Annotated in this window: 9 protein-coding genes; 5 read left to right on the forward strand and 4 right to left on the reverse strand. The window is 51.6% G+C overall.

Features of this window, described 5'->3' with window-relative positions:
• Positions 1–350 precede the first annotated feature (350 nt).
• From EKM84_RS05790 to EKM84_RS05805, 4 genes are all read left to right on the forward strand, one after another.
• Positions 351–1,316, forward strand: coding sequence for a LacI family DNA-binding transcriptional regulator (locus tag EKM84_RS05790; protein WP_125764801.1), 966 nt, complete (start codon positions 351–353; stop codon positions 1,314–1,316).
• A 194-nt stretch (positions 1,317–1,510) separates the two neighbouring features.
• A complete protein-coding gene (locus tag EKM84_RS05795) occupies positions 1,511–2,884 on the forward strand; it encodes an SLC45 family MFS transporter (RefSeq protein WP_125764626.1) in 1,374 nt (457 codons plus the stop codon).
• Positions 2,885–3,549: 665 nt separating this feature from the next.
• A complete protein-coding gene (locus tag EKM84_RS05800) occupies positions 3,550–5,820 on the forward strand; it encodes a glycoside hydrolase family 65 protein (RefSeq protein WP_125764628.1) in 2,271 nt (756 codons plus the stop codon).
• Positions 5,821–6,466: 646 nt separating this feature from the next.
• On the forward strand, positions 6,467–6,943 hold the full coding sequence (locus EKM84_RS05805) for a hypothetical protein (protein WP_125764630.1): 477 nt from the start codon (positions 6,467–6,469) through the stop codon (positions 6,941–6,943).
• Between the two features lie 45 nt (positions 6,944–6,988).
• Here EKM84_RS05805 and EKM84_RS05810 read toward each other — a convergent pair whose 3' ends face one another.
• Complete coding sequence (locus tag EKM84_RS05810; RefSeq protein WP_125764632.1) at positions 6,989–7,906, reverse strand: LysR family transcriptional regulator; 918 nt, start codon at positions 7,904–7,906, stop codon at positions 6,989–6,991.
• A 154-nt stretch (positions 7,907–8,060) separates the two neighbouring features.
• Between EKM84_RS05810 and EKM84_RS05815 the strand changes: the two genes are divergently transcribed.
• Positions 8,061–9,035 carry an NAD(P)H-dependent flavin oxidoreductase gene (locus EKM84_RS05815; RefSeq protein ID WP_125764634.1) on the forward strand — a complete coding sequence of 325 codons (975 nt, stop codon included), beginning with the start codon at positions 8,061–8,063 and terminating at the stop codon, positions 9,033–9,035.
• A gap of 52 nt (positions 9,036–9,087) precedes the next feature.
• Here EKM84_RS05815 and EKM84_RS05820 read toward each other — a convergent pair whose 3' ends face one another.
• The 3 genes from EKM84_RS05820 to EKM84_RS05830 all read right to left on the reverse strand — a co-directional run bounded on the left by EKM84_RS05820 (position 9,088) and on the right by EKM84_RS05830 (position 11,914).
• The gene (locus EKM84_RS05820; protein ID WP_125764636.1) at positions 9,088–9,531 is read right to left on the reverse strand and encodes a hypothetical protein; all 444 of its coding nucleotides are present in this window, start codon (positions 9,529–9,531) and stop codon (positions 9,088–9,090) included.
• A gap of 509 nt (positions 9,532–10,040) precedes the next feature.
• Positions 10,041–10,310 (reverse strand): 30S ribosomal protein S14, encoded by a 270-nt coding sequence (gene rpsN, locus EKM84_RS05825; protein ID WP_125764638.1) that lies wholly within the window; start codon positions 10,308–10,310, stop codon positions 10,041–10,043.
• A 572-nt stretch (positions 10,311–10,882) separates the two neighbouring features.
• Entirely contained in the window at positions 10,883–11,914 is a 1,032-nt protein-coding gene (locus EKM84_RS05830; protein ID WP_125764640.1) for an aldose epimerase family protein, read from the reverse strand.
• Between the last annotated feature and the right edge of the window lie 18 nt (positions 11,915–11,932).

The raw sequence follows: 11,932 nt of genomic DNA on the forward strand, positions 1-11,932 counted from the left end.
TAAACATAATGTTAAAGCAGTTTGATCTGAAATGGGCGGTTGAAGTAAGTTAGCGCCACAGTAAAATGCGTGAACCGGTGTCAGTGACCAGAGGCGGGCCAAAGTGCCCAGCTGTGTCGGTGGCCTTGGCTGGGGTCCTTTCCCAGCCTAGCCCACGGGACGACCTTTGAGACCGGTCTTTGGCTCAAAGTCGAGGTGAAAGCCCGTTTCTCAGGCTGGAACCGACCCCATAGCAGGGTACTTTGAGCCCGCCGCCGGGAACGACTAGGGCACGCATTTTTCCGCTGGCAAGGTGACGAACCCAGCCGACCGGTTCGGATCAACTGATGAATAAGGAGTATGTCAAAAAGATGTTAACTATCCGCGATATTGCCGCGAAGGCCGGGGTCTCAGTATCGACCGCCTCACGGGCTTTAAATAATAATCCGCGCATTAGCCAGGCGACCCGGGAACGCATCCAGGCGCTGGCCGAGGCGGAGGGGTATTTGCCAAATTACAATGCGAAAAATTTAACGGCGGGTGAAGCAAATGCCGTGGGAGTAGTCTTTCCGACTGCCGACCACAGTCATCCTGAAAATCCCTTCTACATTGACCTGTTACGGGGTATCAACGGCCAATTAACCCAACGACATTACGTGTTGTCCGTGGCCATCAGCAAGACGTCCGCGGATCTGTTGGAGAACGTCAAATCCATGGTCGTTCAGGGGAAAATCAAGCGATTCGTCCTCATGTATGCGCACCACGATGACCCGATTGCGGCCTTCCTGCGCCAGCACCATTTACGGTTCGTGACGATTGGTCAGCCGGATGACAACGCCAACGATTACTTCGTGGACAACGATAACCTCCAGGCCGGGATCGGTGGGGCCACGTATCTGTTAGATCAGTTACAGGTCAAGCATCCCGTTTTCGTGGAGTCGGCGCACGACTGGGCCTACGAACAACAGCGGCGTCAGGGGTACGAACGCGTCGCTGCCAGCTTCAACGTGGAACCGTTGACCTGCAAGTTAGGCGAGGTCAATCGGGCCCGCTTGTTCATTAAGCAACATCCAGAAATTGATGGCATTATGGCGACCGATGATTTTAACGCGATTGAGTTCTATCGTTTGGTTCGTGAACAGTCCAGCATCCGTAATTTTCCGGTCGTCAGCTTTAACCACTCGCTACCAACAGGTTTGACGGATGCCAATTTGCATTCGGTGAACTTGTTCCCGGAAAAAATGGGTTCCGCGACCGTAGCTTTGCTGTTTAGTGACCGGGAACCTTTGGACACACCGACCCCCGGACAAATCAGAATTCCGTACGAAATTAAATAGATTGTGAGGGCCTGCACGACTGGCGATAAATCCAGTCGGCAGGCCTTTTTTAATTGTCAGCGGCATAAAAGCGCTTTAAAAAAGTTCCAAAAAAAGTTGCGCAAACGGTTGCATTAATTTCAATCCGGTGCAATAATGATTCATGTAATCGTTTTCAGCAATTATTTAAAAATGAGATTTTAGGAGGTTTTCACATGTCAGATGTTGCTTCTGAAAAGGCACCAACAGCTGAAGTCAAGCCCAAAAGTGGCCTGCCTAAACTGCCTGCCAGTACAATTTGGATGATCAACTTTGGTTTCTTGGGGGTTCAAACGGCCTTCACGTTACAAAGTTCTCAAATGAGTCGGATCTTCCAAACCATTGGGGCCGATCCTAACAGTTTAGGGTGGTTCTTCATTTTGCCACCATTGGCCGGCTTGATTGTGCAACCGATTGTCGGGTACTATTCCGACAGAACTTGGGCACCAAAGTGGGGTGGCCGCCGGTTACCTTACCTGTTACTTGGGACGATTGTCGCGGTCATTGTCATGTGCCTGTTGCCTAACTCAGGGAGTATGGGCTTCGGGTACGCGTCACTAGCTGCCTTGTTGTTCGGTGCCATTACCGTGGCCTTCCTGGACTTGTCTTCTAACGTTGCCATGCAACCGTTCAAGATGATGGTCGGGGACATGGTCAACGATGACCAGAAGAGTTACGCTTACGGGATTCAAAGTTTCTTATCCAACACGGGTGCCGTTTTAGCCGCCATCCTGCCATTCCTGTTCGCCGCAATTGGGATTGCCAACACCGCCTCTAAAGGGGTTGTGCCCGCAACGGTTAAGGTTGCCTTCTATGTTGGGGCTATCCTGTTGGTCATCACGAGTTTATTCACGATTTTCCGGGTTCACGAATATGATCCAGATACTTATGCAAAATACCATGGCATTACCAAGGAAGATAACGCTGAAGGTGGGAACTGGTGGACGTTACTGAAGTCCGCACCTAAGGTCTTCTGGACCGTTACCTTAGTACAATTCTTCTGCTGGGTGGCCTTCCAATACCTGTGGACTTACTCTGCCGGTGCTATCGCTGCCAACGTTTGGCACACGACGAACGCCGCATCCGCTGGCTACCAGGCTGCTGGTAACTGGTACGGGGTCTTAGCCGCCGTGCAATCCATCGCCGCTGTTATTTGGTCATACGTTTTGGCTAAATTACCAAACAACGTGCACAAATTGGGTTACGCCGGAAGCTTAGGCTTAGGTGCCCTTGGGTTTATCTCCGTCTTCTTCCTGCACAACCAATACGCTTTGATCGTGTCATTTATCTTAGTTGGGATTGCTTGGGCTGCGATGAACACTTACCCATTGACTATGGTTACCAACGCTTTGTCCGGTGCCCACATGGGGACTTACCTGGGATTATTCAACGGTTCAATTTGCTTGCCACAAATCGTTGCTTCCTTAGCTAGTTTCGCCTTGTTCCCACTGCTCGGTGGTGCCCAAGCCAACATGTTCTTGTTAGCTGGTGTCATCATGGCTATCGGTGCCTTCTCCGTCGGTGCCATCAAGGAAACGTACAAGGCTTAAACGGATGTTTGCATCGCCTTACCGGTTGGTGCAAATGGCCCGGAACGCGGTGGGCAGGACGCCCGAAGCCGAAGGGCGGTCTTCGGGCTCGCTTTGAGCCTCTTAGACCGAGTCTCAAAGTCGCCAGTTACTGAGCGTAGCGCTCAGTAACTCCCACGGCTGAGGCCATTTGCACCAACCTCACGGCTAACATCGGTTTAAACCGGCCAGTTCTTTTCCTTAACTGATTGCTTCAAGTTGATTGACGTTAACTTGTATGATGTCATTGTGATACTGGTTTATCTTATCGGTTACCTATTGATCAATAAGTAGCGGGCTATTTCAATGGTTAAACCAGTATTAGCCGCAGGGAGCCTGTAAATGGGCCCAGCCGTGGGAATCTTCTTAGTGGCTCTGCCGCTTAGAAGATTGATATCTTTGAGACGCTGTGGCGGCTCAAAGTAAGCGCGGAGACCGCTTCTTGGCTCCGGGCGTTCGCCCACAGCGTTCCGGTCCCATTTACAGGCTCCCGGAGGCGGACAACACACCATTTATAACATTGTAAATAAACTGGCCAAATAAACTTTGGCTGGGGCGGCCTGAGGGTTTAACCATTTTGGCTGAGCGCTTGGGTCGCTTTTCATTTAAACGAAAATTACACACTTAAAAAAGGAGACATGTTTACCATGAAACGTATTTTTGAGGTACAACCTTGGAACGTCATTACCCATACTTTTGACCCCCAAGACAAGCGTCTTCAAGAATCCATGACTAGCTTAGGTAACGGCTACATGGGGATGCGGGGTGACTTTGAAGAAGGTTACTCTGGCGACTCTTTACAAGGCATTTACTTGGGTGGCGTCTGGTATCCAGATAAGACCCGGGTCGGCTGGTGGAAGAACGGTTATCCCAAGTACTTCGGTAAAGTGGTCAATGCCGTTAACTTCATCAAATTACCCATCGAAATCAATGGTCAAGCCGTTGATTTAGCCAAGGATAAGTTTAGCGACTTCACCTTGGACCTCAACCTGCAACAGGGTGTCTTGAACCGGTCCTTCACGGTTGAACGCGGGGATGTCAAGGTTGCCTTGACCTTCCAACGTTTCTTGAGTGTGGCCCAACAAGAACTCTCCGTTCAAAAGGTCACGGTCAAGAACTTGAGCGACGCCAGCGTTGACGTCACCATCAAGCCCAGCATCGATGCCGATGTTAAGAACGAAGAAGCCAACTACGACGAACGGTTCTGGGACGTCTTAGCCGCAGAACAAGGCCAAGACAGCGGTAGCGTGGTTGCTAAGACGACGCCTAACCCATTTGGCACCCCACAATTCACTTCTGGGATGGAAATGCGCACCGTGACGGATCTTAAGAGCGTGGCCGTTACCCAACCGAACGACAAAGAAGTGGTCAACGCCTACACCGGGAGTTTAGCTCCGCAAGCAACCACTGAATTGGAAAAGCGGGTTATCGTGGTGACGTCTCGTGACTACGACACCCAAGAAAAATTAACGGCCGCTATGCACGAACTTAGCGACAAGGTTGCCAAGTCTTCCTATGAAGATTTATTCGACGCCCACACCAGCATCTGGGGCAAGCGTTGGGAGAAGTCTGACGTAGTCATCAACGGCGACGACGAATCGCAACAAGGGATTCGTTTCAACCTGTTCCAGCTGTTCTCCACTTACTACGGTGAAGATTCTCGCTTGAACATTGGGCCTAAAGGGTTCACGGGTGAGAAGTATGGTGGTGCCACTTACTGGGATACCGAAGCCTTCGCCGTTCCCGTTTACTTGGGAATCACGAATCCTGAAGTGACCCGTAACCTGTTGATGTACCGTTACAAGCAATTGGACGGTGCCTACATCAACGCCAAGGAACAAGGCTTAGACGGTGCCCTCTTCCCAATGGTGACCTTCGACGGAATCGAATGCCATAACGAATGGGAAATCACCTTCGAAGAAATTCACCGGAACGGTGACATTGCCTTCGCCATTTACAACTACACGCGTTACACCGGCGATACCAGCTACGTCCTGCATGAAGGGGCCAAGGTCTTGACCGAAATTTCTAAGTTCTGGGCCGACCGGGTACACTTTAGCAAGCGTAACAATAAGTACATGATCCATGGGGTCACGGGTCCTGACGAATACGAAAACAACGTTGACAACAACTGGTACACCAACATTCTGGCCCAGTGGACGTTGAAGTACACGTTGGAGATCTTGGGTAAGGTTGACAAGGAAACGGCTAAGAAGCTGAACATTTCCGCCGACCAAAAGGCCAAGTGGCAAGATATTGTTGACCGGATGTACCTGCCTTACGACAAGGACTTGAACATCTTCGTTCAACACGATGGCTTCCTAGACAAGGACATCGAACCCGTCAGTGCCATTCCAGACGGTCAACGCCCAATCAACCAAAACTGGTCGTGGGACAAGATTTTGCGGTCACCTTACATCAAGCAAGGGGACGTGCTCCAAGGTATCTGGGACTTCATCGACGACTTTACGCCGGAACAAAAGAAGTCAAACTTTGATTTCTACGAACCATTGACGGTTCACGAATCAAGTCTGTCTCCCGCAATTCACTCCGTCTTAGCCGCTGACTTGCACTACGAAGACAAGGCCGTTGAATTGTACAACCGGACGGCCCGTTTGGACTTGGACAACTACAACAACGATACGGTCGATGGCTTACACATCACGGCCATGACCGGTGGCTGGATTGCCGTGGTTCAAGGATTCGCTGGCATGCGGGTTCGCGATGGGCAATTACACTTTGCCCCATTCCTGCCTAAGCAATGGAAGAGCTACAGCTTCCGTCAAGTCTTCCGTGGTCGCCTGATTGAAGTCAGCGTTCACGCTGATGGCCCACACTTCAAGCTGATCAGTGGGGAACCATTGACGATTGACGTGGCTGGTGAAAAGGTCAACTTAAGCGCCGCAGTCACTGAATAAAAATGTGTGTACGATTTTCGTTCCCGGCGGCGGGCTCAAGCGGCCCTGCTGTGGGGTCGGTTCCAGCCGAAGGGCGGGCTTCCACCTCAACTTTGAGCCTGAAAAGCGGTCTCAAAGGTTGCCCCATGGGCTAAGCTGAGTGAGAAACCTCAGCTAAGACCATCGACACAGCTGGGCGGCTTGGCCCGCCTCTGGTCACTGACGGGGTTCGCACCCGTTTTTATCAAGCTGATGACTAAGCAGTTCTGCCGGCGCCTTCGGCATGGTGAAAATGAGACCGGTTCGCTGTAGGCGCCCGTCTGGAGCCAAAAGGCGGTCTCCAGACTTACTTTGAGCCTCCTAACCCGAGTCTCAAAGATAGCAGTTTTCTAAGCGGTAAACCGCTAAGAAAACTCCCACGGCTGAGCTCATTTTCACCATGCCTGCGGCTGACGCTGGTTTAGCCCATAGGTAGGCGGAGTCATCAAGTTTGCAATTACACAAATATAGTCAAAAGGCAGCGCTCACGTTTATGGTGGGCGCTGCTTTTGCTGTCGATTGCGGTTAGGAAGTTGAGTGTGTCTCGCTGTGTATTGGGTTAACGCCTCGAAGATATCGCCCGGTATAATTTGCTTAAATTTCAATCCGATTCAAGGGGATGATGGCGGTGAAAAAGCAAAATTTCATCATTGACGCTAATTTCAAGCGACTGCGAAACTATTGGTTGGCTTACGCATTGGGCCTGGTTACTTATTTGCTAGGACTTTTGGCTAATTGTCGCTGGATCTTCGACCGGATTGTGCTGGTGTGGGATGGGGTTTCCTGGTACTTGACGGTTAACCTGGTGGTGCTCTTTCCAGTGATCTGCATTGTCGGTGAAAAGGTGATTGCCCGCCATTACCGACATAGGGTGCCGCAGTTTGGCGATGCTGCGGGCATGCTTCAGAATCAACAGGCCTATGCGCACCTGGGTGGGCCATTCTTGATGGGTGGGTCCATCCGGGTTAAACGGCCGACCAGTCACGCTGGTGATTTTGACGTTTGGGTCCGTCGGTTGATTGATTTCTTGGGTGTCGTGTTGGCCCCACTAGTTTTAGTTGGGTTGCTGGGAATACTTAGCTGGCAACGGTTGATGAGTCGGTAAAAATAGTCCTCACCGTAAGTGGTGGGGGCTATTTTAGTAACTGATTTAGCGAATTGCCCGTACCAACTCATCAGTCAAGAAACGGGTTAACTGTTGAATCGTTGAATCCGCTGTGGTCAGGGTCATGATGGAGGTGTCGGTCCGGATAAAATTGGTTGGCAGGGGCATCAGGTTGTAGCGACCCGCGGGCAAGTGGCGTTCGGCCAGTTTGCGGGTCGTGATGGTTGTGGCATTGGTCATGTTGAAGACGGTTTTCAGGGCGCTGGCCGGCGTCGGCAAGAACAGCTGGTTACGGGGGTGAATGCCGACGCGTTTGAAGAGGTTATCCACGTAGGCTTGAAATTCGGAGTGGCCAGAAAGCCCAATGTAGCGGCACTCAGCCATTCTGGTCAGCGTGTCGTCCTCTAAGGGCAGGTAGAGCGTACTGGGGTCAAACGGCTCACAGGAGTCGGCAATCGGCAGGTAGAAAATGGGCGAGGGGAGGTCGTTGATTTCAATGTCTGCGGCGTTCCAACGCTGACCAATTGTAATATCGATAGCGCCCTCAGCCAGGTCACTGGCCACGTTGCGGGTCTGCGATTGGGTGAGTTCAATGTTGGCTTGGGGATGGGCATCCAGGTAGCGCGTGATGGCGTCAATAATGTCCTCAGTCAGAAAGGGATTCGTGTTGCTGATACGAATGGGACGGGATTGTTGCGCCTTGAGATTTTCAATGCCCGTGTTTAAACTGTCCTCGGCACTGGCGATTTTTTTCAGACTATTGAGAATAAAAACGCCAAACTTGGTGAGTTCTATCGGCTTGTCACGGCGGTTGATCAGCACGACGCCAAACTTGTTTTCCTCTTCCTTTATGATGCGGCTCACGTAGGGCTGACTCAGGTAAAGCCGGTCGGCAATTTCCGAAATGGTGGCCGAAAATTCGACGGATTGCAGAATACTTAACAAGGTTCGTTGACGATTCATGGGATTCGACTCCTTTGGTCATGGGTTATTACACTTTGGTTATATTTTAAGAATGAATGCGTATTGGTCAGGGGCGCTCTTTGCTAATATAATAACACTTGTGAACAGATTTACAAATTGAAAATAATCAAAAATCACCCAGGAGGTAATAGTCATGACCAATCGAATTTGCGATATTTTAGGAATTGAGAAGCCCATTATTCAGGGACCACTACTGTGGTTGACGGATGCTAAATTGGTGGCCGCCGTCAGCAATGCCGGTGGTTTAGGCGTGTTAGGGTTCAACGCGGGCCAAACCACGGGCACAAAGTCCTTAGATGAGACGATGGACCGGATGCGTACGGAAATTCATAAGACCAAGGCACTGACCGACAAGCCATTTGGATTGAATTTCGGACCGACCGGTGAGCCCAAGACCGACACCTTTACGCGGCCAACACTGGACCTGATCTATGCCGAAAAGATTCCGGTGGTGGCCTACGTGGGGCCAATCGTCCCCGCACTGTTCAAGGAATTACACGAGCACGGGGTCAAAATCGTTTACCGGTACATCACGCCGTCCGTCGAGAATGCCCGTCAGGCCGAAGCCAATGGCGCCGACATCATCGTGGCTACTGGTTTTGACGAGGGGGGCACCGTGCCCGAAAGAACCGTGGGGACCTTGTCCATCGTGCCATTATTAGTCGATGCAGCTGACCATACGCCCATCATGGCCGCTGGGGGCATTACGGATGCCCGGACGGCGAAGGCTGCTTTTGCCCTCGGTGCGGAAGGCGTGTACTGTGGCACGGCCTTTCTGGTGAGTCAAGAATCGCGGATGGCCGAAAATATCAAGGAACAGGCCGTTGCGACCAATGCCGATGACATGTTGATGTACCGGTCAGAACCAGCCTACTACCGGTCCTTGCCGGGCGAATTGCCAAATCATTTGTTGGAGATGAACCAAGCTGGCGCAACCGGTCAGGAAATCTTCAAGGCGTCTAATGCGTATGATGGTATGCGTCAGGGGATGCTGGTTGGGGACCTCAGTAAGGGTTACGCCTCATTTGGTCTCGGGATTTCTAACATCCACACGATTGATCCCGTACAAACGATCGTTGACCGAATCAACGCGGGGATTCCTGCCTAACTAAAAAGGGAGCTGTGACGATTGGGTCACAGCTCCTTTGTCATATATTATGTTAAAAATCGTTAGGCATATTTTCCTGTTGCTGTTCCTTGGCCTTGACCATGGGCGCGTCTTCTTGCCAGTAGGCCAGCCATTCACCGTGCGTGGTCAGGCTTTCCAGGTCGAGTTGGTCCTTGACCAAAAAGTCTTGTTCGAGCCGCTCTTTGAAAGTCGTGAGGAGGTGTTGCATGGTCGCGAGGTTTTCGTTCAGGTCGTCACTGCCCAGGTTGGCGATGTCCGTTTCAAATTCCGTGCGGATAGCGGTTTCAATTTTACGAAGCTGCCGTTCCTTGTCACGGGCCAGTTTCGGTTGGTTGTGCACGTCAAACGCCATGGCGGGGCTTACGCCAACGAATTGCGCGCTGATTTTAGGTAAGTCGAGGCCGTAGGGAACCTGATCCTCATCCCGGTTGCCATAAACGGTAAAGTCGCGAATGACCGTTAAGATTTCTGTCATGTGATTTTCTCCTTTTGGGAACAATGTTATCTCAAGTTTACGGCATGGAAAAACCCACGTCAAACGAAGCCGCGGGCAGGGTTTGACGTGGGTTGTGTTTTGAAATTTTGTTCAGTTTCTGGTGGACTTTGAAACGTGCTCCGCGAGCCAGACTCCTGCGCTTAACCCGGGTTCAGCAATGAACTGTGCCATTGACCGGGGACAGTGTTAGGTCGTTTGACTGGTTCTACACGGAACAATCCCGGTCCTGGCGGCCTCTGAAACGTGCTCCGCGGGGCAGGTCCCTGCGCTTAACCCGGGTTCAGCAATGAGCTGTGCCATTGACCGGGGACAGTTTTAGGTCGTTTGACTGGTTCTACACGGAACAATCCCGGTCCTGGCGGCCTCCGAAACGTGCTCCGCAAGGCAACTCCCTCCGCTTAACCCCATTAAGCACCGGACCGGGTCCCCCGGTCGGGCACTTAATGACGTTAATGCTCAGGAGTTAACCGCCTTGCTCCGCACTCTGTCTACCAGCTAGCCTTCCGGACCCCGGGAATTTGTCCCTGATGGGCTAATTGGCGGAAGTTTAACCGGGATAAACCGAACTTGCGCATGTAGGCGTGTGGTCGGCCGTCGAGGTGGTCTCGGTGGTGCATCCGAGTTGGGGAGGCATCCCGCGGTAACAGGGCGAGTGCTTCGTAATCGCCCGCTGCCTTTAATTCAGCGCGGCGTTCCGCGTACTTTTCAACGGTTTTTTCAATCCGTTTTGCTTTTGCAATCTTTGACTTCTTTGCCATGAATAGATGTCGCTCCTTTATAAATAGTAATAATTACGTTTTACTAACTTAGCATAATGGCCATTTAATTGTCAAACGAAGCGACTCGAAAATTCCAGGTAGGCGCAATCACTTAACGTTGCTAAAAAAATCTGACCACCCACAATAAAGGGGAAGTCAGATTTTTTAACAGCTATCTTTAGAGAAACGCACGCAGAAAAACTTTCTGCTAATGCTCGCAATAAGCTAAGCCGACTACCACAAGTAAGCCCATGATGGTGGGTTAAACCCGTGTCAGCCACAGCTTTGGTGAAAATGTGCCAGCGTGGTAAGTGTCAGTGACCAGAGGTGGGTCAAAATGCCCAGCTGTGTCGGTGGTCTTGGCTGAGGTTTTTCTCAGCCTAGCCCACGGGACGACCTTTGAGACCGATCTTTGGCTCAAAGTCGAGGTGGAAGCCCGTCCCTCAGGCTGGAACCGACCCCATAGCAGGGCGTTTTGAACCCACCGACGGGAACGAAAAGTTACCGCAGGTTAGCGCATTTTCACCAGATCTGTAGCGCACAACGACGTTTATCTCACCAAAATCAAGGGCTTAGTAAGTGATGTCGTAGATGATTTCGTCGCGCTTGGTCTCGCCCGGCGCCAGCTTAACGTCTCCAAATTCAGGGAAGTTCTGGGAATCAGGTAACCCTTGTGCTTCCAACGCAACGCCCATGTAGGGTTGGCCGGCGCCGGTCGTCAACTTCATGTCGGACGTGAAGGAGTTCGCGGTGAAGACCACGAGGCCATTACGCTTAGACTTGATGGTGACGGCCCGGTTGGATTGTGGATCGGATAATTTGGCGACCATGTCGTCGGCACCGGGAACCACGTGGTACACGTCATCGAAGCCCTTTTCGGGGATGTCTTGGAGTCCACGGATGGCCTTGCCTAAGTTCTGACCGTCGGCAAAATCGTAAGGGGTGCCGGCGTTAGCGACCATCTTCCCGGTTGGCAGTTTTTCGCCATCCAGGTCGAGGTGTTCTTGACTGTTGATCTGCAGCGTTTGCCCGGAAATCAACTGGTCATCGCCGACGTTAAAGTAGACGTGCAGCGTTGGGTTGAAGAGGGTCAGCGCCGTGCTAGTAGCTTCGAAGGCCAGGGTCACGCGGTCGTGGTTGTCCAGACTGTAGATCATTTTCGCCGTCAGGTCGCCGGGGAAGGAGTCGTCGGTACTCTTGAAGGTGTGGGTCAAAATGATCCGCGCCTTGTCGGGGTCCGTAGTGTCCAGGTTGCCGGCCCAGTTGACCGTGTTGAAGCCGTGAGGGCCACCGTGCAGGGTATTCTTTCCTTCATTAGGATCAACGTGAACGGTTTGACCGTCTAAGTCAAAAGTCCCGCGGGTGATTCGCCCAGCAGTTCGGCCAATGCCCATGCAAACGTAGAACGGATTGTCGAGGTAATCGGCCATCTTGTGGTAAGATAGCACCAGATTCTTATCACCCTTGGCAGTCGGGACCATTAACTGATGTAACGTGGCCCCCCAGCTCAGGATGGCAAGCTTCACACCATTGTCGTTTTCAATGGTGTATTCAGTGACGGCTTCATTTTGGTAAGTATCCCAGTGGTTCGTAGCAGTTTGCATAGCAAGTCCTCGTTTTCT

Source organism: Levilactobacillus mulengensis (assembly GCF_003946045.1).
Lineage (GTDB): Bacteria > Bacillota > Bacilli > Lactobacillales > Lactobacillaceae > Levilactobacillus > Levilactobacillus mulengensis.

Excerpts from the sequence above, each read along its gene's own strand:
- EKM84_RS05790 (WP_125764801.1), top strand. The coding sequence starts at position 351 with ATGTTAACTATCCGCGATATTGCCGCGAAGGCCGGGGTCTCAGTATCG.
- EKM84_RS05795 (WP_125764626.1), top strand. The coding sequence starts at position 1,511 with ATGTCAGATGTTGCTTCTGAAAAGGCACCAACAGCTGAAGTCAAGCCC.
- EKM84_RS05800 (WP_125764628.1), top strand. The coding sequence starts at position 3,550 with ATGAAACGTATTTTTGAGGTACAACCTTGGAACGTCATTACCCATACT.
- EKM84_RS05810 (WP_125764632.1), bottom strand. The coding sequence starts at position 7,906 with ATGAATCGTCAACGAACCTTGTTAAGTATTCTGCAATCCGTCGAATTT.
- EKM84_RS05815 (WP_125764634.1), top strand. The coding sequence starts at position 8,061 with ATGACCAATCGAATTTGCGATATTTTAGGAATTGAGAAGCCCATTATT.
- EKM84_RS05820 (WP_125764636.1), bottom strand. The coding sequence starts at position 9,531 with ATGACAGAAATCTTAACGGTCATTCGCGACTTTACCGTTTATGGCAAC.
- rpsN (WP_125764638.1), bottom strand. The coding sequence starts at position 10,310 with ATGGCAAAGAAGTCAAAGATTGCAAAAGCAAAACGGATTGAAAAAACC.
- EKM84_RS05830 (WP_125764640.1), bottom strand. The coding sequence starts at position 11,914 with ATGCAAACTGCTACGAACCACTGGGATACTTACCAAAATGAAGCCGTC.